Below are 22,332 nucleotides of genomic sequence, written 5' to 3' on the forward strand. Positions count from 1 at the left end.
ATAAGCTCAACCATCGCCCTCGAAAAACACTCAATTTTAAAACACCTCATGAGGTCTTTTTTCCTGAACAAGAGAGGGATGCCGCATGATTACTAGAATTGCACTTCGGAGTTGAATCCGCCCTTGATATAAAGCTAAATTTAAAAGAACACCACGAAGACACGAAGAGCACGAAGTTTTATCCTTTGCTTTTCTTCGTGCTCTTCGTGTCTTCGTGGTGAATTAATCAATATTAAATACATAAGCGCAGTCTATAAACCACAGAGATCCTTTTATATGTGCCTAGCCCTACCCGCCCAAATCGTCGCTCTTGATGCCGCCAACAACATGGCGACCGCATCGGTCGGTAATGTCAAAGTCGAAGTGTCGCTGGCGCTGGTCGATGATGTCGCGCTCGGCGATTACGTTCTGGTGCATGTCGGTTACGCGCTGAATAAAATCGACGAGGACGAAGCCTTAAAAACCCTGGCCTTGTTTGCCGAAGCCGGATTAATGTCAGACGCATGAAATACATCAGCGAATTCAGGCAGCAAGACCTCGCCCAGCAGCTATCCAAAGCCATAGCGCAAACCGTCGATCGGGGCCGCCATTACCGGCTGATGGAATTTTGCGGCGGCCATACCCATGCCATTTTCCGCTACGGCGTTCAGGATTTAATGCCGGACAACGTCGAATTCATTCACGGCCCCGGTTGCCCGGTCTGCGTATTGCCGACAGGCCGTATCGACAATGCGATACAACTGACCGAACGCCCGGATGTGATTCTTTGCACTTATGCCGACTTGATGCGGGTTCCGGCCACCGGCCGCAACAGCTTGCTGAAAGCCAAGGCGGGCGGCTCGGATATTCGGATGATTTATTCGACCCAAGACGCGTTGAAAATCGCCAAGGAAAATCCCGAAAAACAGGTGGTATTTTTCGCGATCGGCTTTGAAACCACCACGCCGCCAACCGCCGTCGCGATTAAGCAGGCGCAGGCCGAGGAGCTGGCTAATTTTTCAGTGTTCTGCAACCATGTGCTGACGCCCGCCGCGATGCAGGCGATCCTGGATGCGCCGCAACCGGTCGCCATTGATGCTTTTCTCGGGCCGTCCCACGTCAGCACCGTAATAGGCAGCCAGCCTTATGAAACATTTGCCGGGCGTTATGCGAAACCGATAGTCATCGCCGGTTTCGAACCGCTGGACGTAATGCAATCTGCGCTGATGCTGATACGCCAGCTCAACGAAGGCCGTCACGAGGTCGAAAACGAATACAGCCGCGCCGTCACCCGGCAAGGCAACCAGAAAGCGCAAGCGCTGGTGCAGGAAGTGTTCGAGTTGCGGCCGCAATTCGAATGGCGCGGTTTGGGTTTGATTCCCGACAGTGCATTGAAATTGAAAAATGGTTATGCCGATTTCGATGCCGAGCAACGCTTTGATATGCCTGCGATTCAGGCGAGTGACGTAAAAGGCTGCGAATGTCCCGCCATTCTGCGCGGTGCGAAAAAACCGCAGGATTGCAAGTTGTTGGGTACGGTTTGTACGCCGGAAAATCCGATGGGGTCTTGCATGGTGTCGTCGGAAGGGGCTTGTGCGGCGTATTGGTCGTATGGGCGGGTTCGGGGGTAGGTGTCGCTGCCGCGACAGGTTTATTTGAATCGGGTTTCTCGCACCCGAGGGCGAGTTACTTTCTTTTGCTTCGCCAAAAGAAAGTAACCAAAGAAAAGGCGACCCGGTTGCCGCTTGCTTCCTGCGCTCCTCGCTTTCGACGGGGGGGTGCCAGAAGGGCCATCCTTGGCCCTCTGGCAACGCGCTGCATCCATGCAGCGCCCCTAACGGGCTGTTCCCGCCGAAAGCTCCGGTGCTCGGTGCGGCATACGGGAGGAATCCCTCCCAAGATTTGTGGGTAAACCGGATAAATTTGATTTCAAATGTTGCAAGATGTACTAGAAATTAGTCTTGATGAAGAGTAGCGAAATCCGAGGTTAATCGACACACTGTAGTCCTAAACTCAATCGACGCTATAGGCTTGCTATCTTTCTCCGTTCGTCCTGAGCCTGTCGAAGGATGAATGGAGAAAGATAGCAAGCTCCCCAGGAAGTTTTGATTAGGGTTCACAAAAAAGGGTAAAAAAATGTTTTGGGTTTATATTCTTCGTTGTGCCGACGGCAGCTATTACACAGGACACACCGACAACCTTGAAATGCGCATCGGCCAACATCAGGCGGGAGAATGCCCAGGCTATACAGTAACGCGCCGCCCATTGGAGCTTGTCTGGTCGCAAGATTGCCCAACTCGTGAAGAAGCCTTATCAGCTGAGCGGCAGATCAAGGGTTGGAGCCGCAAAAAGAAAGAAGCCATGATGCGCGGCGACTGGGCTGAAGTATCCCGTTTGGCCCAAAGTAAATCCGCTCATCCTTCGACAAGCTCAGGACGAACGGATTTACTTTTAAACCCTCCCGAACAAAGTCGATGGGATGCTAATTGAAGCATTTGGGCTTGTGTGTACCTACTTTATTTCACAGAGAGTCCAAAGGAAGTGATCGAAGAAAAGGCAAAACGGGCAGGTTTGGTTTCAAATTTACGGCGCAATAGAAAATGCTCTGAATGAGGTTTAACAAAATTCGGATTGATCGAAACTCTGCAAATATGCGGGTTATTACAACTGATGCCTAACCTGACGAGACTAGGGAATGAATAAAAGACAGCAAAATTTAGAAGACCTGCGTCTCATCTACGAAAAAGTAGACTGGTTTCTCAAACAGAAACCCGAGGATTTAATCCAGTATTTTCAAAAGCACAGAATGGATTCCCTTTATTCCATTCCAGATAAAAAGCTAGGAATGATAATTTGCGGTCGTGAGGCATCAGAAAAATTTTACAACATAGCTGAACGATACCTCGGCTCGCAGAAAGAAGGAAAGAATAAAACCAATTTGGATGAGTTTGTCAAAAAACTTAAAGAAGAATTCTCAAGGAGATTTCTGCAAGAAGGCGAAGAAATAAATGATAGTAAAGCTGAAAAGATGCTTTCTACTGCCTATAAAAGTATGTCACGGGAGTTTAAGCAGCTCACCCACTATATTCCCTGTGCAATATTTTTTTCAAGAACCATAGATAGTTTCGAAATTGGTCCAATCAGTTTTCTTCATAAAACAAAGTTCGAATCAATTTATGGGGATGAAATTGATCAATTGCGGATTCAGATCAAGGATGAACATAAGGAGAATTGTGCCAAGGCAATTGCAAACGGATTTCCTGAAGATAGTATTGCTACAGAAGAGCAGTCACAACAGTTGGCGGAAAGGTTAGTTGACGGCCTTCTTTCATCGTTTGAAAATTGGGAGTGGGTTGCTGTTGTGACAATTTCTGAATGCAATGAGAAAACTTCATACAGCAAAGCCATATCGGTAACCAAGACAGCATTGAATATACTCAAGCTCCTGTTCGGCAGTGAGTTTACCGATCAAATAAGAACTGAAAGAGATTATGGAGAGTCTTCCAAGTCAGCAAGGCTAACCAGAGTTGAAAGCGGAAAACTTGAAATTTCTCTTTCCAGTACAGCCGGTGCCAATGTCATTGGCGATGAGTGGTTAGAAATTTTAAGTACGGAAGCAGGTTATTATTTTGACTTAGCAACCAAAACTTTAAAATTATCGTTAGAATTTGGTGACCTTCCTCCGTTATGTGCTCGATTTATTGATGCACTTTCATGGTATGGCGATGCAGTTTCTGAACAATCCTATGCAGCCAAAATCGTAAAATTCGTGACATCAATTGAACGGATTACAGGAACCGGCATTGAAAAAGATGCAGAGGGAAATGAGCGAGGAGTTACGGACATAGTTACAAACCGATCTTCTATACTTTATTCTCTTGCTACAGAGGAATCCCTCGCCGACTCAAAACTAAAAGTATCCACTATTTACAAATGTCGGTCGGATCTGGTTCATGGGTCTCTTTCGCCATTCGATGCATCCTGCGTTTCTTCGGCTCATAAAGCAGAAGAGATTTCAAGAATGGTTCTACTGGCTGGGTTAAGCTATTTTTTTTCGTTAGGTACAGGCGACTTGTTAATGAATCAAAAACAGCTCAGAGAAGAATACAAAAAACTTGAAGCTAAATACTGATCATCAAACTTAAAGAATTGATCTGAACAACGAGCATATTTCGGAATAGTTTTCTCCCGTATGCCGCGCCGAGCACCGGAGCTTTTGTCGAGAACAGCCCGTTAGGGGTGCGGCAGGGATGCCGCACGTCGGCAGAGGGGCAGGAGCCCCTTCTGCTGACCCTAGACAAAAGCGAGGAGCGCAGGAAATAAGCGGCAATCGGGTCGCCTTTTCTTTGGTTACTTTCTTTTGGCGAAGCAAAAGAAAGTAACTCGCCCTCGGGTGCGAGAAACCCGATTAAAATAACCCCGTCGCGGTAGCGACACATTAACCCTACCTTTTCAGACTTGATTAAATAGAGATTAACCCCTACAAGCTATCAAATTAAAAATGACCGTAACAGAATATTGTCGAAGTGGGACGGTTAAGCCCTTCATGGTTCGACAAGGCTCTCTTGAGCGTAGCCGAAGGGCTCACCACGAACGGCTTAACCTTAAACTATGCCTCCCCTTAAGTTGGTAGCTTTGAATAGAACCGGATTAAACAAAATGCCCAAAATCACCCAATTATCGCAATTAGATTTAAACCAAACCTACAGTTATGCCGATTACTTGACTTGGCAATTAAATGAAGCCGTTGAGTTGATTAAAGGCAAAATCATGCTGATGTCGCCAGCGCCGAATGTAAAGCATCAAGATATTTCTGCGAATTTAACGACACTGCTGCACAACTTTTTTAAACATAAAAAATGCCGTGTTTATGCCGCGCCCTTTGATGTGCGCCTATACGACCGCAAAAAATCCATTCTAGCCAACCAAGACATCCATACCGTTGTCCAGCCCGATTTAAGCGTTATTTGTAACCCTGAAGTTTTGGACGAACAAGGCTGCAACGGCGCGCCCGACTGGATTATTGAAATTTTATCCAAAGGCAATTCCAAGCGGGAGATGCAAATCAAATTCGAACTCTATCGGGAAACCGGAGTGCAGGAATACTGGATCGTTTATCCCAATGACCAAGCGATTCATCAATTTGTCCTGGATGATAACGGGCATTACCAACTTAAACACATGTATACAGATGATGACATCGCCACGCCGCATTTATTTCCCGAATTGGCTGTTGAACTGACTGAAGTGTTTGAAACCTGGCAAAAGTAGTAAGACACCCTGTATTAACTGTTGAAATTCAACATCCCCCGAATAGTTACCCAAAATCATCCCTATGCCCAATCCTTACACAACAAAATTAAATACAGCAACCGGCAAAGTCGATCTAAGCCACGGCGGCGGTGGTCGCGCGATGGCCCAGCTGATCGACGAATTGTTCATCAAGCATTTCGATAACGACCTGCTGCGCCAACATAACGACCAAGCCTTGTTTACCGTACCGGCAGGACGATTGGTAATCAGCACCGACGGACACGTAATTTCCCCGCTGTTTTTTCCGGGCGGCGACATCGGTTCATTAGCGGTACACGGCACTGTTAACGATGTCGCGATGTCCGGCGCAAAGCCGCTTTATCTGGCGGCGGGCTTCATCCTGGAAGAAGGTTTTCCGTTGGCCGATCTGGAAAAAATCGTTATCAGTATGGCGGCGGCCGCTAAGCGCGCCGGTACGCCTGTCGTTACCGGCGACACCAAGGTTGTCGAACGCGGCAAAGGCGATGGCGTTTTCATTACCACGACCGGCGTCGGCATCGTGTCGGAGGGCGTCAATATTTCCGGCAACCTTGCGCAACCGGGCTGTGCGATTTTAGTGAGCGGCTCGATCGGTGATCACGGCGTTGCGATCATGGCCGGGCGGGAAAACCTGCAATTCGACACGACGATTGTTTCCGATTCCGCGGCGCTGAATTCGCTGGTCGCCGACATGGTCGCCGCAGCACCGGCCGACATCCGTTGCTTGCGCGATCCGACCCGAGGCGGCTTGGCGACCGCGTTGAACGAGCTGGCGCAGCAATCCGGCGTCGGCATGGTTATCGATGAGACTCAAGTCCCGATCAAATCCGAAGTCAAAGCCGCCTGCGAAATCCTGGGTTTAGATCCGCTGTATGTCGCCAATGAAGGCAAGCTGGTGTGCATTTGCAATGCGGCTGCCGCCGAATCGCTGCTGGCGGTGATGCGCAAGCATCCGCTGGGCCTTGATGCCGCAATCATCGGTGAAGTGATCGCCGACGAGCACGGCTTCGTGCAAATGACTACGGCGTTCGGCGGCCGCCGCATTGTCGATTGGCCGGTCGGCGAGCAGCTGCCGCGCATCTGCTGATGTCCGGCAGGGCGATTCGGGTTCGCGGGGTAGTGCAGGGCGTAGGCTTCAGGCCGACGGTCTGGCGTCTCGCCCGGCAACACCGGCTGACCGGCGAGGTCTGGAACGACGGGCTGGGCGTGATGATCCATGCCTACGGCAGCGATGAAGACCTTGAGTCTTTCATCTTGCAAATTCCGCTGCACAAACCGCCTCTGGCCCGGATCGACAGCCTGGAGGTGCTGGCGTTGGACGGACTGCCGCAGAGCGAAGAATTTTGCATCGTCGCCAGCCGACAAAATGGCGTAGAGACGCCTGTCGCCGCCGATGCGGCCACTTGCGCCGATTGTCTTGCCGAAACCGCCGACCTCGGCAACCGCCGCTACCGTTATCCGTTCACCAATTGCACACACTGCGGGCCGCGGTTGTCGATCATCCGGCGCGTGCCTTACGACCGCTGCCATACCAGCATGGCGGAATTTGCGATGTGTCCGCAATGCCAACAGGAATACGACAATCCTGCCGACCGCCGCTTCCATGCTCAGGCTAATTGTTGCCCGGACTGCGGGCCCAAGGTTTGGCTGGAAGATAATCACGGTCAGATGCCGGATTGCGCCGATCCGCTCACACATGCCGCCGAGTTGATCCGGCAAGGCTACATCGTCGCTATTAAAGGCTTGGGCGGTTTTCATCTGGCCTGCAACGCGGCCGATGCGGATGCGGTAAACCGGCTTCGCGAACGCAAGCGCCGTTACGCCAAACCGTTTGCATTGATGGCCAGGGACATGGAAACCATCGCCCGCTATACGATCCTGGATGAGCAGGAAAAGCAAGCCCTATACGACAAAGCCGCACCGATTGTATTGCTGTCGGCATCAGGCGAAACGCTTGCGCCCGGCATCGCGCCGGACTACGACAAGCTTAATACCGCTGACTCAAACAATATAAAGCCCTCTCCAGAGGGAGAGGGTTGGGTGAGGGGAAATCAAAATAAGGAAGAATGCTTATTTTCATCCCCTCATCCCAACCTTCTCCCTGAGGGAGAAGGAGCGCACGTACTAGGCTTCATGCTGCCCTACACACCGCTGCACACGTTGTTATTGCAGGATTTGGACGCCCCTATCGTGCTGACTTCCGGCAATATCAGCGATGAACCGCAATGCACGGACAACGGCGAGGCGCGCGAAAAGCTTAGCGATATTGCCGATTATCTGCTGCTGCACGACCGGGACATCGTCAACCGGCTGGACGATTCGGTGGCTCGGTTAATGGACGGTCAAATACGCTTGCTGCGCCGGGCGCGCGGTTACAGCCCGGAAGCACTGATATTGCCGCCCGGTTTCGAGCAAGCCGGTAACATCCTGGCGATGGGCGCGGAGCTTAAGAACAGTTTCTGTTTGCTGAAAAACGGCCAGGCGGTCGTAGGCCAGCATATCGGCGATTTGGAAAACGCCGCCGTCCAAGGCGATTACCGCAAGGCTATCGCGCTGTACAGGCAGATGTACGGCTTCAGGCCGGAGCGTATCGCCGTCGATCACCATCCGGGGTATCTGTCTACCCAATACAGCCAAATACTGGCCGAAACCGAAGCGGCGGTTTTAGCGCCGGTGCAGCATCATCACGCCCATCTGGCCGCTTGCCTGGCCGAACACGGTGTCGCGTTGGATGCGCCGCCGGTATTGGCCGCCATCTTCGACGGCTTGGGGCTGGGCGACGACGGCGAGTTATGGGGCGGCGAATTCCTGTTGGGTGATTACAAGGGCTACACCCGGCTCGGCTGTTTCCAGCCTGTCGCCTTGCCCGGCGGCACCCAGGCCATGCGCGAACCGTGGCGCAACACTTATGCGCAACTGCTGCATTATTTCGACTGGCAAACGCTGCAACAGGATTATGCGGATCTGGACGTCATGAAATTATTGGCAAGCAAGCCGCTGGCGACGCTGGCGACGATGATCGGCAAACAGATCAACTCGCCGCCGAGCACTTCCTGCGGCCGCTGGTTCGACGCTTTCGCCGCCGCACTCGGCCTGCACGGCGAACAGGTTTATTACGAAGGGCAGGCCGCGATTGCGCTGGAGATATTGGCTACGCCGCTGTTTGCAGACGAGCGGCCTTATCCCCTCACCCCAACCCTCTCCCTGGGGGAGAGGGGGCCGGATTCAGTCTCGATCCTAAGTTGGCAAGGATTGTGGCAAGCGGTGCTGACCGATCTTAAGTGCGGTGTCGATAAAGCGCGGATTGCCGCCCGCATCCACCATAGTCTGGCTGCCGCTACGGTCGAGCTGCTGAATATGCTGAGCCGCCAAACCGGCATCGACAGTATCGTGCTCAGCGGCGGCGTGTTCCAAAACCGGCTGCTGCTGGAAGCGGTGTCCGGGCAATTGCGGCAATGCGGTAAAACCGTGCTGTCGCCGCAACATTATCCGATGAACGACGGCGGTTTGGCATTAGGTCAAGCGGTGATTGCCGCGGCAAGGGCTATTTGAGGAAGGCGGCGGGTCTCTTTCGCTTCCGCGAATCCGGGCATGCGGCTGCATTCCCACCGCCAGGCGTGTTCGACCAGCGTATCCAAATCCGCATAGGCAGGCTGCCAGCCCAATTCCCGCTTTATTCCGGTCGCATTAGCGACCAAGCGGGCAGGGTCGCCCGCCCGGCGTTGGCCTTCCTGCACGGGGATGATCTTGCCGGTGACTCGCTCGGCCGCTCGGATGACGCTTTCGACCGAATAGCCGTTGCCGTTGCCCAGGTTAAATGCGGTGGATTGTCCGTCCGATTGCAGGTATTGCAGGGCCAGCCAATGCGCTTCGGCCAAGTCGAGGATATGGATGTAATCGCGGATGCAGGTGCCGTCGGGAGTATCGTAATCGCGCCCGAACACGGTAATGTGCGGACGACGGCCTGAGGCGGCTTGCAGCACGAGCGGGATCAGGTGCGTTTCGGGGTCGTGCCGTTCGCCAAGCAAGCTGTCGGGATGCGCGCCGGCGGCGTTGAAATAGCGCAAGCACACGGATTTGAGGCCGTAAGCGCGGTCGTAATCGGCCAAGGCCTGCTCAATCATCAGCTTGCTGGAGCCGTAGGGATTGATAGGCCGCTTGGGGTGCGCCTCATCGATCGGGACGTAGTCCGGTTCGCCAAAGATGGCGGCGGTCGACGAAAAAATGAATTTATCGACGCTATGGGCGCGCATCGCGTTGAGCAGGTTGAGGGTGTTGACGGCGTTGTTATGGTAATACTTGGCGGGGTCTTGTGCGGACTCGCCCACCTGGATGAACGACGCAAAGTGCATGACCGCATCGAATTTGTGCTCGCTAAACACTTTGTCGAGGATCAACCGGTCGGCAATATCGCCATGCACAAAGCGGCCATGCAGGACGGCGTCGCGGAATCCGGTGGAAAGGTTGTCGAGGGTGACGACATCGACGCCTTTTTGGCCGAGCAGCCAGACCATATGCGAGCCGATGTAGCCGGCGCCGCCGACGACGAGAACAGTTTTAGGCGATGTCATTGGTTTTTAAATCCACTCTAAGCGATACAGATCAGCGCGCCGGTTCGCGAGATTGCGAGCGGCGCCACGAGTACGAACTTGTTTTAACAAATCCAGATTGACGTCGGCGATCAGCGTCATTTCGGTGTTGGGGGTGGCTTCCGCCAAGATGGCGTCATGCGGAAACGAAAAATCGCTGGGGCTGAAAATGGCGGCTTGCGCATATTGGATGTCCATATTCTCCGCATACGGCAGATTGCCGACGCTGCCTGTAATTGCGACAAAACATTCATTTTCAATCGCGCGGGCCTGGGAACAATAACGCACACGCTGATAGGCGTTTTTGGTGTCGGTCCAGAACGGCACAAAAATGATCTGCGCGCCCTGGACAGTCGCCAAGCGGGCAAGTTCCGGGAACTCGGAATCGTAACAGATCAATACTGCAATCTTGCCGCAATCGGTATCGAATACTTTTAATGCATTCCCGCCTTGAACGCCCCAGCAACTGACTTCATCAATCGTGACATGGATTTTGTATTGGGCTTCAAAAGTGCCGTCGCGCCTGAGCAGCCACGACACGTTATAGAGTTCATGCGCGCTGTACTCGGGCATGGAACCGGCAATAATGTTGATGTTGTAAGACATGGCCATTTCCAGCAGGCCATTTCTTATTTCGCTGGTAAAACCGGCCAGGGCGCGAATGGCGTCGGGAGGGCTTTTGTCATTAAACAATCCCATCAGCGGCGCGCTCATGTATTCGGGAAAGAGCACAAAATCGGCATGGTAGCCGGCTACCGCGTCAATAAAGAATTCGGCATGCTTGAGCAATTCCTCGACGCTGGTCAGGGTCCGCATCTGCCATTGCACGACGCCCAAGCGGATAATGTTTTTGGAGCCGCCGATCGAGGGCGTTTTGTCGACATAATCAAGGTTGACCCATTCAAGCAGGGTCGCAAAGCCCTTCGACTCGGCATCGACAGGCAGATAGCCGGTCAGCAGCTTGCGCACATGGAAGCCGTTGAACAGCTGAAATGAGAGTACCGGGTCGAATATTTCCCGGTTTTTGACTTCCTCGATATAACGCACCGGCGTTAAGGTGTCGGCGTATTTGGCGTAGCCGGGAATCCGTCCGCCTGCGATAAACCGGCGCAGGTTCAAGTTCCGGCATATTTCTTTGCGCGCATCGTACAATCTTCGGCCCAAGCGCAGGCCCCGATACTTGGGATGGACAAAAATATCGACGCCGTACAAGGTGTCGCCCATCGGGTCGTGATGAGTCAGGTAGCCGTTACTGGTAATTTGGGCGTAGGTATGGGTATCGCCAAAGCGGGCATAATCCACGATCATGCTTAATGCGGCGGCGACCAGCTGGCCGTTGTCTTCAATAACGATTTGTCCTTGGGGGAAGCGGGTGATTTGGGAGGCATACTGGTCTTTCTTCCAGGCCCCGCCCAAATTACCGTAGACATGCTCCATCAGCACCGCGATGTTGTCGTAGTCATCAAGCGTTAGATGACGCAGCAGAAGCTTATGCTTTTTAATCTTGTCCTTTTTCATAGTCAAAAAGTATAAGCCTGCTTTTTGACGGATTTATGACAATGCGTATTTAAACGGATTGGAGAAAGGGCTAAATGGCGGAAATAATCTTCAGCGGGTAGGGCGGGCCGCTTGCGCCTCGGTTTCTAAGGAAGCGCTGAACAAAATGCTTCCGTTCATGGTTCGACAGGCTCACCACGAACGGAATCAATATGTTACCGTTCGTCCTGAGCCTGTCGAAGGGCTAAATCCGCGTTTCCTTAAGGAGCGCATGGCTTTTTATCTGTTTCAATGCAGATGAACCGCCAGCCAGATGGTATGAATGTCCGGCGGAGTCCATTCGACCCGGTGCCGGGTATGGGCGGGAATCAGCAGGTAATCGCCGGACATCAGATGGAAGGTTTGCTGGTCTTTTTCGTACAGAACAACGGCCTCTCCCTGAAGCAGCATGACCCATTCGTCCCCATCCTGATCGTACCATTGCCCGGACGGCGTAATATGGCCTTTGGATATAATGCGCTCAATCCGAACATTATCCCGATTCAAGAGGCATTCAATCAGTTCTTCCGGTAATTGATCCGGTATGTTTTTAAAAAAGTTGTCGTTAGCAGGATTCATGCGATTGTGGTTTTGATTTTATGAATTCAGTGGCTGGATGGTATTGTATAATGATTTGCATCGCATGCAGATATTCTGCAAGTCATGGAAAAATAATCAATTTAATTGTAGAGAGCAAGAAAATCAGCAACGCATCGATAAATTTACAAGGCGTAATGCCGCAACCGGAAGATAACCGATGCGAGCGCCGGACTGTCGCGGTTATCGGCGGCGGCCCTGCCGGATTGATGGCTGCGGAAGTTTTAAGCCAGGCGGGCGTGAAGGTCGATCTTTACGATGCGATGCCGTCCGTCGGGCGTAAATTTCTGATGGCAGGGAAGGGCGGCATGAATATTACGCACTCCGAGCCGTTCGATAAGTTTCTGTCGCGTTACGGCTCCGGTCAGGCCCATATCAAACCGCTGCTCGACGCTTTCGGCTCCGAGTCTTTGCGGGCTTGGGCGGAGGGTTTGGGTATCGGGACTTTCATCGGTTCGTCAGGCAAGGTGTTTCCAGCCGATATGAAGGCCGCGCCTTTGTTGCGCGCCTGGTTGCATCGCTTGCGTATCGGCGGCGTCAAGTTTCATATGCGGCATCAATGGCTGGGCTGGAGCGGGCGGACGCTGCGCTTTCAAACGCCGGAGGGAGAGAAGCTTGTCAGCGCCGATGCGGTGGTGCTGGCCTTGGGCGGCGGCAGTTGGGCGCGGCTCGGTTCTACCGGGGCGTGGGTGCCGCTGCTGGCTCAACGCGGGGTCTCGGTTGAGCCGCTACAGCCTTCAAACTGCGGGTTTGACGTAGGCTGGAGCGAGTTTTTCCAGAATCGTTTTGCCGGGCAGCCGTTGAAGCCGGTGCTGGCGTCTTCCACCAATTCGACCGGGCTTAAATTTTGCGAGCAGGGCGAATTGGTTGTGACAGCCGATGGCGTTGAGGGCAGTCTGATTTACAAGATGTCGGCATTGTTGCGCGAACAGATTGCGGCGGCCGGAACGGCGTTGATCTATCTTGATCTGGCTCCCGGCAAAGACAAACAGTTTCTGATCGACAGGATTTCAGCTCCGCGCGGCAAGCACAGTATGGCGAATCATTTGCGCAAGCGCATCGGCATTGGCGGCGTAAAGGCCGCATTGCTGAGAGAAGTTTTATCGAAAGCGGATTTTGACGATCCGCTTCGTCTTTGCGAAGCTATTAAGGCGCTGCCGGTTAAGCTGGTTGCGGCAAGGCCGATTGATGAAGCCATCAGCAGCGCAGGCGGCGTCAGCTTTGAGGCGCTCGACGAGCGGTTAATGATACGTTCCCTGCCGGGCGTGTTCTGTGCCGGTGAGATGCTGGACTGGGAAGCGCCGACCGGCGGCTATTTGTTAACCGCCTGTTTTGCCGGCGGGCGAGTTGCAGGAGAGGGCGTATTGGCCTGGTTGCAATGTGACTGTAAAGGCAAATCGCTAAACCTGTCGACGCCAGCGGCATAAAATACACTAGAATATGCACGAAAAAATTACCGGATCAAAGTCTATGTCGAAGAAAAAGGTCGCTAATATTTTTAACTTTTACCAGGGCAGCGTATAAGGGCGGCTATGAAAACTCCAAAAAGTATTGAACCGTTGGTGCGGGATGGTCTTGTCGACGAAGTTATTCGTCCGTTAAAGAGCGGTAAAGAGGCGGCTGTCTACGTTGTTCTTTCCGAAGGCGAGATACGCTGCGCCAAAGTCTATAAAGACGTCAACAAACGCGGTTTCCACAAGCAGGCCCTGTATCAGGAAGGGCGCAAGGTGCGGAACAGCCGTCAGGCTCGCGCGATGGAAAAAAACACCCGTTTTGGCCGGAAGCAGCAGGAAGAGGTCTGGCAAAACGCCGAAGTCGATGCGTTATACCGTCTTGCCTCCGCCGGTGTGCGCGTCCCGAAGCCTTATAACTTTGTCGAGGGCGTGTTGTTGATGGAGTTGGTCACCGATGAACACGGCAGCGCCGCACCCCGGCTTAACGACCTTGAGTTGACCAGGGAACAGGCGCTTGAATACCACGGCTTGCTGATTAAGGAAGTGGTCAGGATGCTTTGCGCCGGGCTGGTGCATGGCGATCTTTCCGAATACAACATACTGGTTGACGCCAACGGCCCGGTCATCATCGACCTGCCGCAAGCGGTCGATGCGGCGGCGAACAACAATGCGGCCAGAATGCTGGAGCGCGATGTCGACAATCTGGCCGACTATTTCGGCCGATTCGCTCCCGAGCTGCTGACTACCCAATACGGCAAAGAAATCTGGAAGCTCTACGAGAGCGGCGATTTGACGCCGCAAGTCGAATTGACCGGCCGATTCAAGGGCAGCACCAAAGTGGCGGATGTTCGCAGCATCATGCGTGAAATCAAGGATGCGCGGGATGAAGCGCTGCAACGGCGTTATGAACGGGAAGATTAGCCATGAGTGACCAACAACCGGGAAATCCGCTGCACGGCATTACCCTGGAAAGGATACTCGAAGAGCTGGTAGCCGATTACGGCTGGGACGAACTGGGCAGGCTGATCGATATCCGGTGTTTTAATAACGATCCCAGCATCAAATCGAGTCTGAAGTTTTTAAGGAAGACGGACTGGGCGAGAAAGCAGGTTGAAGAGTTGTATCTGACAAAAAAAGCTGGGTGATTTTTGGTGTTGCAAAGCAAGCTTTGAACTCCGATATTGGAATCCAAAGCTTGCTTTGGTCGTTCAAAGTCGGCTTGTGGTCTCGATCAGACGTTACCAATGTCGGTAAGCGTTTATCCTAAAAAAATCAGTTGGAACGCGTAAAATCCGTTCGTGCTGAGCTTGTCGAAGCATGAGCGGATTTTACGCTTCACCCATTTGGTGAGCATTCCAAACCCCGCTCACCCCATTCGACAAACTCATGATAGGCTTCGACTGGGCTCAGGGCGAACGGGGTTTGGAATGCTCAACTGATTTTTCTAGGCTTATATGAATATTCGATTTCCCGAGCTTTGCCTGAAAACACTCATTTAGAAAAATACAGTTGACTACGATAAAAAAAACGGACAGTGTAGGCGAGTGTCTTACAATTTAACCACATTCGGTATAAACGCTATGACTACTACGCAACTTTCAATCAGGCTTTCGGATGATCTAAAGAAAAGCCTTGAGACAATCAGTAAAATTTCTCATCGTTCGCAAGCGCAAATTGCAACTAAAGCAATAGCCGAATATGTGAAAAAAACCGAATGGAAGCTTAAGTCCATACAAGAAGCCAAGAAAGAAGCGGACAAAGGTATTTTTGTCTCTCAAGAAGCTACCCTGGATTGGTTGGATTCATGGGGGAATGAAAACGAACTGCCGGCGCCGGAACCCGATATATTCCCTAACAAGTAAACATGAGGTTTGTTTTACTGCCATCCGCAAAAGAAGATTTAAAGGAAATCAGACAATACATTGCCAAGGAAAATCCTAGCGCTTCTAAAATGGTTTCCGAAAGAATAAAAAAATCTTTATTGATGCTGACCGAACAGCCGCTTATCGGGCATGTTACCGATGATGAAGACGTTTTAGAGTGGCATATACCGGGACTTCCCTATACCTTGCCCTATCGAATCGTTAACAACGAAATTCAAATACTTCGCGTTTTTCATGAGGCACAGAATAGGCCGGGTAAATGGGAATGCAGTTAACGCAATGAGTATGAGCTACTGATTGCACCTTGCCGTGTCCATTTAATGAATTTTTATATCTGGCCTCAGCACAGTAGGCTGGGTTGAATGCAATGAAACCCAGCATTGTTCGCATTAAATCAGGGGTTTGTGTTACTTCACCCAGCCTACGGTTTGTCAGGACAAGCCTCAGTATAAAGAGTGTGACTTTAATAGCCGCAGACAGGATGTGCTCGATTCCATCAATCTGCGCGCTTCGCTATTGTCCTGAGTGATACCGAGAAAACACACGCCCGATTTCCGAAAGCCGAGAGTAAACAGTCGCGAGGCGTTTGCTTTGCCAGGATTTAATGATTGACGATCAGGATTCTGGGCGGTAACGCGGAAAATTAAGCCCATTGCGGTGCCGGCACTATCGGCCAATATTTCCGCTGGAGCCGCTCCGACGTTGGGAAAGTAGCCGAACTGGTTTTGTTTCTCATAGACAACTTCATCCTCGCTAGACCAAGCCGTGTCCCCCATAATAAGTTCGATCCATGAACGCTCATCGGATGACACCACCAGCAAGCCTATCGGCACAGGCTTTGTAGCTATCACAACAGGGCAGTCGACAACCGAAAGGCCTTGGGAAGCGTAACGGGTAAGCATAGATCCGACAAGCGGTCGGCAGGCTTTCTGTTCCAAAGAAATATAATGGCTTTGAAGTACTGTGCCGGGTTTTACGCTCGTTGGCGCTGATAACAAATTGAGTAAGACGGCAATTTGAGAGAGCGCCAAGAACTTTGTTCTGTAAAGCCGTCTCACAAACCCAATGCGGCGGCGGTTTTGGGGCCGAGGATACCGTCCGGCTTGAGTCCTTTCTCTGCTTGAAACGCGATAACCGCTGCATGGGTAGCAGGTCCATAGATGCCGTCCACCTTCATCTCTGCGCCAAAAGCATTGAGTCGTTCCTGCAGACGGCGCACTTCCGGGCCGCGATCGCCGATAGTGAAGGCTGCGTCCGGCACAGAAACCGTGCGTCCGCCTAGACGGCCCGTGGTATAAAATTCTCTAATTCGGGCATCGCCAACTTCAAAATGCATGGCGTCCTCAGTGCCAAAGCCGGCTCCCCAAAACCAGCCGTGAGTATTAAAAAATGCCGCCAGTCTGATCAATCCTGTGAACACCTTGTTATCACCGCGTCGGTCAAGCTGGTCGTTGATCTTGATGTCGATAGCGGTTCCCCAGGAATGATTGCTGATGGCTCCCGTTTTGGTGCCGCGAACCAGCCTACAACATAACATGCCGGCAGTTCCGAGTGATTGGTACAGCTCGCTATCGTTGGCTTTGACATCGGCAAAAATCTTTCGTAGATCATCGACCGCAGGCTTTAGTCCGGTTACCCGGAAAGGGCCGACATCTTCAAGTACCATTAGCTTTTTTAGTGTTGCATTGGTAACAGGTTGACAGTCGACATCGAAGGAAGAACGCGGACTGCCGAGTAGAGTCAACATGGTTTGCAGTTTGGCGGATTGTACTCCTGGGTTAATGTTTGAGGGGGCTTGGGTAAGGCTGGTTAGACTCATTGCGTTCTCCTAAATATATGGTAAGTATCTAATTGTGGTTACCCGTGTTTGGGATTGTTTACGTTTGTTTATAATCGGCTAGCAAACGGCACGCTCTCATTGGTTTTGAATGTCAGACAGCAGAGTCGAAAGATGTTTAAAGGGAATTGAACGGGTATGTTGATTAGCAGTTAGTCTACGCCGCCAAGGTCGATTTGCCAATGGCGATTGGATTTAACATAAGAAATTGCCGAAAATATATAAATACGTTCAATTAAACGGATGGTTTTCTTTGGCTGTCAATAGTAGTGATGTTAAAGCGGCTTGATGTATGATTTAAACTCCTTAGTGTAAACGTCCGCAACAAAAGGATTGAGCATGTTAATCAAAACCAAAGCAAACATCTTAAGCAGCCAAATCACCGACCGGGCGGTTTTCGAGTCCCGACGGGAGTTTATTAAGGCGGCGACTGCGCTTTCGGCGGGGCTTATGCTGCCAAGTCCGGGGCAGGCGGCAACGGGAAAATACGCCGATGCGCCGGTCGGGCCTTATTCGGCGAAGTTACAGGTCACCGATCGCGAGGATGTCGCGAACTACACCAATTACTATGAGTTTTCCACCAATAAAACAGATTCGACTGTTTTAGCCAAAGCCTTAAAAACCGCGCCGTGGACTGTTGAAGTTACAGGCGAGGTGGAAAAGCCGGGCGTTTATAATCTGGAGGATATTCTAAAAGACAATCCTGTGCAGGAACGCATTTACCGGTTCCGCTGCGTGGAAGCCTGGTCGATGGTGGTGCCGTGGATAGGCTTTCCGTTGGGCGACATGTTGAAACGATTTAAGCCCACCTCGAAAGCAAAGTTTGTCGAATTCACCACGCTGAATAACCCGGAAATCATGGTCGGTCAACGCTCCGGCGTTTTAGACTGGCCTTATGTCGAAGGCTTGCGCATCGATGAAGCGATGCATCCGTTGACGATGATGGTTACCGGAATGTACGGCGATGAGCTGCCTAACCAGAACGGCGCGCCGTTGCGTTTGATCGTGCCGTGGAAGTACGGATTTAAGAGCATCAAGGCGATAGTCAAAATACGTTTTATGGAAACCATGCCGGAAACCGCGTGGCATAAAAGCGCTCCCGGCGAATACGGCTTTTATGCCAACGTCAATCCAGAAGTGCCTCATCCCCGGTGGAGTCAAAGCCGCGAGCGGGTGTTGGGCGGCAGTATTTTTACCCCGAAGCGCGAAACGGAAAAGTTTAACGGTTATGGCGAGGAAGTCGCAGCGCTTTATTCCGGCATGGACCTGAAGCAGTATTTCTGATGTCACTTGGCAAAAAAAGCTGGGCGGCCATAAAAATTATCGTTTTTTTATTGAGCCTGACGCCATTTGCGCTGCTGGTCAATGATGGACTCAACGATCAACTGGGCGCGAATCCGATAGAAACCCTGCATTTCGGCTTTGGCGACTGGGCTTTGCGCTTTTTGTGCATAGGCCTGGCGCTGACGCCGATTAAAACGATAACGGGGCAGGGCTGGCCGATACGTTTCAGGCGCATGATGGGCCTGTTCGCTTTCTTTTACGCCAGCCTGCATTTGCTGGTTTTTATCGTGCTTGATTTATCGCTGTCCTGGGAGGCATTTAAAGACGAGGTGCCGAAAAGTCCTTATATATTGATGGGCTTGCTGACTTATTTGCTGCTGGTTCCCCTGGCCGCAACGTCGACCCAAAAAATGCAGAAAAGGTTGGGACGAAGCTGGATAAAGCTGCACCGGCTGGTGTATGCGGCGGGGTTGACGGCTCTGGTGCATTATTTCTGGTTGGTAAAAAAGGATTATACCGAGCCGTTGATTTATGCGGTGGCGATAAGTATTTTATTGGGCATGCGGATTATTGTTTATTGCAAGAGAACCGCTAAACTTTTTAGCCTTTAGCCTTTAGCCTTTAGCCTTTAGCCTTTCACTTTACTTCAAAAGACGTTAACAATTCACCGGGTTCAAGTTCAGTGATTTCAACATGATCGACTCGGGCGGTTATCGGCCCTTTATGGCACCATTTGATGAATTTCTCAATAGCAAGGCTTCCCGCCTCTGCGATGATTTCAACCCGGCCGTCAGCAAGGTTCTTGGCGCTGCCTTTGATGCCGAAATGCTTGGCCTTATTCTGGGTAAAAAGGCGGAAATACACGCCCTGAACTCGACCTGAAACCAGGATTTTCACTTTACGCATCACTCTTTAATTCTCCAGCAATAATGGATTTTCGGGTTGCGGGCAAAATCTTCCGGGATCGTTGCCGCGCTGATGTCTTCTACAATCAAATCGGACAAGGCCTGCTCGTCGATCTTAAAGCGTCTGAAGTTAGTGGAGAAGTATAGGACACCTCCCGGCGACAGCAAGGAAGCGGCGTTATTAATCAGTTGCACATGGTCGGTTTGTATGTCGAACACCGCGTTCATCCGCTTCGAATTGGAAAATGTCGGCGGATCGAGGAAAACCAAATCGTAGTGTTTACTGGGCTGCCCGGCTTCAGCTGCCAGCCATTCCAGGCAGTCGGCCTGAATAAATTCATGTTCTCCTTGATTGACATTCAGTGTCATGTTCTTTTTTGCCCAATTGATATAGGTGTTGGACATGTCGACTGTGGTTGTCGATTTGGCTCCGCCCACTGCCGCGTGTACCGAGGCGCTGCCGGTGTAGGCGAACAGGTTTAAAAAGCGCTTTCCTTTGGCCTGTTGTTGAATCAACAGGCGTATAGGCCGGTGATCGAGGAATAATCCGGTGTCCAGGTAATCTTCAAAATTCACCAGCAACTTGCAGCCGCCTTCTTCGATAATGTGGAAGCGGCCCTGGTCGCCGTGCTTTTCGTACTGATTGGTGCTTTTTTGCTTGCGGCGTATTTTCAGGAAAACCTGGTCGCGGCTGATGCCGAGTACGCGGGGGATTTCGGCCAACAATCCGGCCAGCCGTTGATCGGCCTTGTGTTGGTCGATGCTTTTGGGCGGCTCGTATTCCTGCACGTTAACCCAGGTTTGCTCTCCCTGATAAATATCGACCGCGACCGCGTATTCCGGCAAATCGGCGTCGTAGGCCCGATAGCAGGTGACGCGGTTTTGCTTGGCCCAGTTGGACAGTTTTTTCAGGTTTTTTTTGAGCCGGTTGGCGAAGCTTACCGCTCCCAGCTCACGCCCCTCGCCTACATCCTTGTAGGCGAACATTTCCGCTCCCGGCGCAATTGTCTCATTGTCGGTGCTGACTGCCTCAGCTTGCGGAGCAGGGCGGGTCTTGACCGTTTCAGCAATCCGCTGTTCCTGCGCCTTGCTGATTTCGGTCACCTGAGCAATACGCTCTTCCGGGCTTTTAGCTTTGGGAATGAAGAAATTGCGTTGTTCAATATCCATCCGTAACAGCTTGCATTCAAGTGCGCCGTTAAACAGGGTGATCGGCTTTTGCGAGCGTATGCCTAAGCGGAAGCCCAGTTCCGGGTTGCTGATGATCATCGCGGCTTTCCAGCCGGTAAAATGGGCTTTAAGCGTGTCGCCGAATCTTTTATATAATTCGGCCGTTTCCTGCTCGTCGCCCAGGCGTTCGCCGTAAGGCGGGTTGCAGATAAGCAGGCCGGGTTTCCAGCTTTCGGCAGGTTCCGCGTCTTCAATATCGCGGCGTTCGACATGGATTTTATTTTGCAGGCCGGCGTTGGCGATATGCGCCAAGGCGGTGTTGACGGTGTGGCGATTTTGATCGAAGCCCACGATAACCGGCAGTTTTTCCAGGCCGATTTTTTTGCGTTGTTCGGCTTCCGCGCGTAATTTTTTCCAGCGCCCTGCATCGTGTTTTTTCCAACCGGTAAAGCCGAAATAGTCGCGCAACAAGCCGGGCGCGTAATCGGCGGCGATCATTGCGCCTTCCAACAGCAGAGTTCCCGAACCGCACATCGGGTCGATCAATGAGCCTTGTTGCTTGGCGATTTGGGGCCAGCCGCTACGCAGCAACATCGCGGCGGCCAGGTTTTCTTTCATCGGGGCTTTGATGCTGACATCCCGGTAACCGCGGCGATGCAGGCTTTCGCCGGAAAGGTCGAGACTCAGTTGGGCGGTCTCGCCGTTCAAATAAACGTTGATGCGGATATTGGGCTGTTCGGTATCGATGCTGGGCCGGGTTTGAAACTTCGCCCGCATCTGATCGACGATGGCGTCCTTGACTTTTAATGCGCCAAAGTGGGTGTTGTTAATTGCCGCCGAGTTTTTCGCGCTGAACGACACCGCAAAACTGTCCTCGGGATTGATATGCTCAAACCAGTCGATTTTTTGTATGCCTTTATAAAGATCCTCCTGGCTTTTAACCTCGAAAGAGCTCAGTACCAGTAAAATCCGGTTTGCGGTTCTCGACCACAGGCAGGCTCGATACGCCGTTTCCAAATCCCCCTGAAAAGCGACTCCGGCCATCGTGGCCTTGATGTTTTTTACGCCGAGCGTTTGGAGTTCATCGGTCAGGATGGTTTCCATCGCTTTGGGAGTTGTCGCAAAGAGTTGATAGGTGGGCATAAGAGCTTTAGGCAAAAGGCTAAGGGCAAAATGTCCAAAGCCAGCTTTGGACTCCTTAATAACGCTGGAGTTCAAAGCTGGCTTTGAATAGGCGGCACTAACGGTTAAGGCTGAGCAGTAGACACAAAGTAACGGCTTTTTTGCCCTTCGCCTTGCGCCTTTAGCCTGCTTTTTTTACTGAATCTTGATCAACTCGACATCAAAAATCAATGCGGCATTCGGGCCGATTGCGCGGCCTGCGCCTTGTTCCCCGTAAGCGAGTTCCGACGGGATGAAGAACCGGTATTTGGCGCCTTCTTTCATCAGTTGTACGCCTTCAGTCCATCCTGAGATGACTCTGTTGAGTGGGAATGTGGCAGGTTCGCCGCGGCTGTAGGAACTGTCAAACTCTTCGCCGTCAATCGTTGTACCTTTGTAATGCACGGTAACGCTATCGGTGGCGGAAGGCGAAGCGGTGCCGGTTCCAGGCGCTAATACTTCGTATTGCAGGCCGCTTGCAGTCGTCACGATATTGGGTTTTTTAGCGTTTTCCGCCAGAAAGGCTATGCCTGCGGCTTTATTTTCTTCAGGGGTGGTGGCATTGGCCAATGAAAACATGGTGAATCCTATAAGAATGACGGTGATAATTGAAATAGCTTGGGTTTGAATTTTTCTCACGACCTA

The 22,332-nt window shown here is 51.8% G+C and carries 22 protein-coding genes; 14 read left to right on the forward strand and 8 right to left on the reverse strand.

Translation table 11 applies throughout. From position 1 onward, the window contains the following. Nucleotides 1-276: 276 nt before the first annotated feature. The 7 genes from B0F88_RS18135 (at nt 277) to B0F88_RS19815 (ending at nt 8,823) form a co-directional block, all read left to right on the forward strand. Nucleotides 277-507: a HypC/HybG/HupF family hydrogenase formation chaperone gene (locus B0F88_RS18135; RefSeq protein ID WP_104425359.1), complete on the forward strand. Its 231-nt coding sequence runs from the start codon at nt 277-279 to the stop codon at nt 505-507. Continuing rightward, nucleotides 504-1,610 (forward strand): hydrogenase formation protein HypD, encoded by a 1,107-nt coding sequence (gene hypD, locus B0F88_RS18140; protein ID WP_104425360.1) that lies wholly within the window; start codon nt 504-506, stop codon nt 1,608-1,610. Before B0F88_RS18135 ends, hypD begins: the two co-directional genes overlap by 4 nt. Nucleotides 1,611-2,115: 505 nt before the next feature. After that, the gene (locus B0F88_RS18150) at nt 2,116-2,469 is read left to right on the forward strand and encodes a GIY-YIG nuclease family protein (RefSeq protein ID WP_104425361.1); all 354 of its coding nucleotides are present in this window, start codon (nt 2,116-2,118) and stop codon (nt 2,467-2,469) included. A gap of 205 nt (nt 2,470-2,674) precedes the next feature. Continuing rightward, a complete protein-coding gene (locus B0F88_RS18155; RefSeq protein WP_104425362.1) occupies nt 2,675-4,111 on the forward strand; it encodes a HEPN domain-containing protein in 1,437 nt (478 codons plus the stop codon). A 527-nt stretch (nt 4,112-4,638) separates the two neighbouring features. After that, on the forward strand, nt 4,639-5,250 hold the full coding sequence (locus B0F88_RS18165; RefSeq protein ID WP_104425383.1) for a Uma2 family endonuclease: 612 nt from the start codon (nt 4,639-4,641) through the stop codon (nt 5,248-5,250). 64 nt (nt 5,251-5,314) lie between these two features. Continuing rightward, nucleotides 5,315-6,358 carry a hydrogenase expression/formation protein HypE gene (hypE, locus tag B0F88_RS18170; protein WP_104425363.1) on the forward strand — a complete coding sequence of 348 codons (1,044 nt, stop codon included), beginning with the start codon at nt 5,315-5,317 and terminating at the stop codon, nt 6,356-6,358. Then, nucleotides 6,358-8,823: a carbamoyltransferase HypF gene (locus B0F88_RS19815; protein ID WP_258076732.1), complete on the forward strand. Its 2,466-nt coding sequence runs from the start codon at nt 6,358-6,360 to the stop codon at nt 8,821-8,823. Before hypE ends, B0F88_RS19815 begins: the two co-directional genes overlap by 1 nt. Here the strand turns inward: B0F88_RS19815 and galE are convergent. The 3 genes from galE to B0F88_RS18195 form a co-directional block, all read right to left on the reverse strand. Then, nucleotides 8,790-9,842, reverse strand: a complete 1,053-nt coding sequence (gene galE, locus B0F88_RS18185; RefSeq protein ID WP_104425364.1) for a UDP-glucose 4-epimerase GalE — start codon at nt 9,840-9,842, stop codon at nt 8,790-8,792. The two genes, B0F88_RS19815 and galE, sit on opposite strands and share 34 nt — an antisense overlap. Nucleotides 9,843-9,848: 6 nt before the next feature. Continuing rightward, the gene (locus B0F88_RS18190) at nt 9,849-11,378 is read right to left on the reverse strand and encodes a carbon-nitrogen hydrolase family protein (RefSeq protein WP_104425365.1); all 1,530 of its coding nucleotides are present in this window, start codon (nt 11,376-11,378) and stop codon (nt 9,849-9,851) included. A 267-nt stretch (nt 11,379-11,645) separates the two neighbouring features. Beyond that, nucleotides 11,646-11,975 (reverse strand): cupin domain-containing protein, encoded by a 330-nt coding sequence (locus tag B0F88_RS18195; RefSeq protein ID WP_104425366.1) that lies wholly within the window; start codon nt 11,973-11,975, stop codon nt 11,646-11,648. A gap of 155 nt (nt 11,976-12,130) precedes the next feature. On the opposite strand from B0F88_RS18195, the gene B0F88_RS18200 reads away from it, so the two are divergent. From B0F88_RS18200 to B0F88_RS18220, 5 genes are all read left to right on the forward strand, one after another. Continuing rightward, nucleotides 12,131-13,420 carry a TIGR03862 family flavoprotein gene (locus B0F88_RS18200; protein WP_104425367.1) on the forward strand — a complete coding sequence of 430 codons (1,290 nt, stop codon included), beginning with the start codon at nt 12,131-12,133 and terminating at the stop codon, nt 13,418-13,420. Between the two features lie 105 nt (nt 13,421-13,525). Then, the gene (locus B0F88_RS18205) at nt 13,526-14,368 is read left to right on the forward strand and encodes a PA4780 family RIO1-like protein kinase (RefSeq protein ID WP_104425368.1); all 843 of its coding nucleotides are present in this window, start codon (nt 13,526-13,528) and stop codon (nt 14,366-14,368) included. 2 nt (nt 14,369-14,370) lie between these two features. Next, nucleotides 14,371-14,592 (forward strand): VF530 family protein, encoded by a 222-nt coding sequence (locus tag B0F88_RS18210; protein WP_104425369.1) that lies wholly within the window; start codon nt 14,371-14,373, stop codon nt 14,590-14,592. 435 nt (nt 14,593-15,027) lie between these two features. Further along, nucleotides 15,028-15,309 (forward strand): CopG family ribbon-helix-helix protein, encoded by a 282-nt coding sequence (locus tag B0F88_RS18215; protein WP_104425370.1) that lies wholly within the window; start codon nt 15,028-15,030, stop codon nt 15,307-15,309. A gap of 2 nt (nt 15,310-15,311) precedes the next feature. Further along, on the forward strand, nt 15,312-15,605 hold the full coding sequence (locus B0F88_RS18220; RefSeq protein ID WP_104425371.1) for a type II toxin-antitoxin system RelE/ParE family toxin: 294 nt from the start codon (nt 15,312-15,314) through the stop codon (nt 15,603-15,605). Nucleotides 15,606-15,773: 168 nt separating this feature from the next. Here B0F88_RS18220 and B0F88_RS18225 read toward each other — a convergent pair whose 3' ends face one another. After that, on the reverse strand, nt 15,774-16,232 hold the full coding sequence (locus B0F88_RS18225; protein ID WP_104425372.1) for a hypothetical protein: 459 nt from the start codon (nt 16,230-16,232) through the stop codon (nt 15,774-15,776). A 152-nt stretch (nt 16,233-16,384) separates the two neighbouring features. Next, the gene (locus B0F88_RS19470) at nt 16,385-17,149 is read right to left on the reverse strand and encodes a peptidoglycan-binding protein (protein ID WP_181049955.1); all 765 of its coding nucleotides are present in this window, start codon (nt 17,147-17,149) and stop codon (nt 16,385-16,387) included. A gap of 357 nt (nt 17,150-17,506) precedes the next feature. On the opposite strand from B0F88_RS19470, the gene msrP reads away from it, so the two are divergent. Together msrP and B0F88_RS18240 are read left to right on the forward strand one after the other, a co-directional pair. After that, the gene (gene msrP, locus B0F88_RS18235) at nt 17,507-18,451 is read left to right on the forward strand and encodes a protein-methionine-sulfoxide reductase catalytic subunit MsrP (RefSeq protein ID WP_104425373.1); all 945 of its coding nucleotides are present in this window, start codon (nt 17,507-17,509) and stop codon (nt 18,449-18,451) included. Continuing rightward, nucleotides 18,451-19,062: a protein-methionine-sulfoxide reductase heme-binding subunit MsrQ gene (locus B0F88_RS18240; protein ID WP_104425374.1), complete on the forward strand. Its 612-nt coding sequence runs from the start codon at nt 18,451-18,453 to the stop codon at nt 19,060-19,062. Before msrP ends, B0F88_RS18240 begins: the two co-directional genes overlap by 1 nt. Nucleotides 19,063-19,087: 25 nt before the next feature. On the opposite strand, the gene B0F88_RS18245 is transcribed toward B0F88_RS18240, so the two are convergent. The 3 genes from B0F88_RS18245 to B0F88_RS18255 all read right to left on the reverse strand — a co-directional run bounded on the left by B0F88_RS18245 (nt 19,088) and on the right by B0F88_RS18255 (nt 22,326). Then, a complete protein-coding gene (locus tag B0F88_RS18245) occupies nt 19,088-19,357 on the reverse strand; it encodes an acylphosphatase (protein ID WP_104425375.1) in 270 nt (89 codons plus the stop codon). Continuing rightward, nucleotides 19,357-21,669 carry a bifunctional 23S rRNA (guanine(2069)-N(7))-methyltransferase RlmK/23S rRNA (guanine(2445)-N(2))-methyltransferase RlmL gene (gene rlmKL / locus B0F88_RS18250; RefSeq protein WP_104425376.1) on the reverse strand — a complete coding sequence of 771 codons (2,313 nt, stop codon included), beginning with the start codon at nt 21,667-21,669 and terminating at the stop codon, nt 19,357-19,359. Before rlmKL ends, B0F88_RS18245 begins: the two co-directional genes overlap by 1 nt. 174 nt (nt 21,670-21,843) lie before the next feature. Continuing rightward, complete coding sequence (locus B0F88_RS18255; RefSeq protein WP_104425377.1) at nt 21,844-22,326, reverse strand: FKBP-type peptidyl-prolyl cis-trans isomerase; 483 nt, start codon at nt 22,324-22,326, stop codon at nt 21,844-21,846. Nucleotides 22,327-22,332: the final 6 nt, after the last annotated feature.

This window comes from Methylobacter tundripaludum (assembly GCF_002934365.1).
Lineage (GTDB): Bacteria > Pseudomonadota > Gammaproteobacteria > Methylococcales > Methylomonadaceae > Methylobacter_A > Methylobacter_A tundripaludum_A.

Excerpts from the sequence above, each read along its gene's own strand:
- hypE (WP_104425363.1), top strand. The coding sequence starts at position 5,315 with ATGCCCAATCCTTACACAACAAAATTAAATACAGCAACCGGCAAAGTC.
- galE (WP_104425364.1), bottom strand. The coding sequence starts at position 9,842 with ATGACATCGCCTAAAACTGTTCTCGTCGTCGGCGGCGCCGGCTACATC.
- B0F88_RS18205 (WP_104425368.1), top strand. The coding sequence starts at position 13,526 with ATGAAAACTCCAAAAAGTATTGAACCGTTGGTGCGGGATGGTCTTGTC.
- B0F88_RS18210 (WP_104425369.1), top strand. The coding sequence starts at position 14,371 with ATGAGTGACCAACAACCGGGAAATCCGCTGCACGGCATTACCCTGGAA.
- B0F88_RS18150 (WP_104425361.1), top strand. The coding sequence starts at position 2,116 with ATGTTTTGGGTTTATATTCTTCGTTGTGCCGACGGCAGCTATTACACA.
- B0F88_RS18220 (WP_104425371.1), top strand. The coding sequence starts at position 15,312 with ATGAGGTTTGTTTTACTGCCATCCGCAAAAGAAGATTTAAAGGAAATC.
- B0F88_RS18155 (WP_104425362.1), top strand. The coding sequence starts at position 2,675 with ATGAATAAAAGACAGCAAAATTTAGAAGACCTGCGTCTCATCTACGAA.
- B0F88_RS18240 (WP_104425374.1), top strand. The coding sequence starts at position 18,451 with ATGTCACTTGGCAAAAAAAGCTGGGCGGCCATAAAAATTATCGTTTTT.
- B0F88_RS18190 (WP_104425365.1), bottom strand. The coding sequence starts at position 11,378 with ATGAAAAAGGACAAGATTAAAAAGCATAAGCTTCTGCTGCGTCATCTA.
- hypD (WP_104425360.1), top strand. The coding sequence starts at position 504 with ATGAAATACATCAGCGAATTCAGGCAGCAAGACCTCGCCCAGCAGCTA.
- B0F88_RS18135 (WP_104425359.1), top strand. The coding sequence starts at position 277 with ATGTGCCTAGCCCTACCCGCCCAAATCGTCGCTCTTGATGCCGCCAAC.
- B0F88_RS19470 (WP_181049955.1), bottom strand. The coding sequence starts at position 17,149 with ATGAGTCTAACCAGCCTTACCCAAGCCCCCTCAAACATTAACCCAGGA.
- B0F88_RS18165 (WP_104425383.1), top strand. The coding sequence starts at position 4,639 with ATGCCCAAAATCACCCAATTATCGCAATTAGATTTAAACCAAACCTAC.
- B0F88_RS18200 (WP_104425367.1), top strand. The coding sequence starts at position 12,131 with ATGCCGCAACCGGAAGATAACCGATGCGAGCGCCGGACTGTCGCGGTT.
- B0F88_RS18245 (WP_104425375.1), bottom strand. The coding sequence starts at position 19,357 with ATGCGTAAAGTGAAAATCCTGGTTTCAGGTCGAGTTCAGGGCGTGTAT.
- B0F88_RS18195 (WP_104425366.1), bottom strand. The coding sequence starts at position 11,975 with ATGAATCCTGCTAACGACAACTTTTTTAAAAACATACCGGATCAATTA.
- msrP (WP_104425373.1), top strand. The coding sequence starts at position 17,507 with ATGTTAATCAAAACCAAAGCAAACATCTTAAGCAGCCAAATCACCGAC.
- B0F88_RS18225 (WP_104425372.1), bottom strand. The coding sequence starts at position 16,232 with ATGCTTACCCGTTACGCTTCCCAAGGCCTTTCGGTTGTCGACTGCCCT.
- rlmKL (WP_104425376.1), bottom strand. The coding sequence starts at position 21,669 with ATGCCCACCTATCAACTCTTTGCGACAACTCCCAAAGCGATGGAAACC.
- B0F88_RS18215 (WP_104425370.1), top strand. The coding sequence starts at position 15,028 with ATGACTACTACGCAACTTTCAATCAGGCTTTCGGATGATCTAAAGAAA.
- B0F88_RS19815 (WP_258076732.1), top strand. The coding sequence starts at position 6,358 with ATGTCCGGCAGGGCGATTCGGGTTCGCGGGGTAGTGCAGGGCGTAGGC.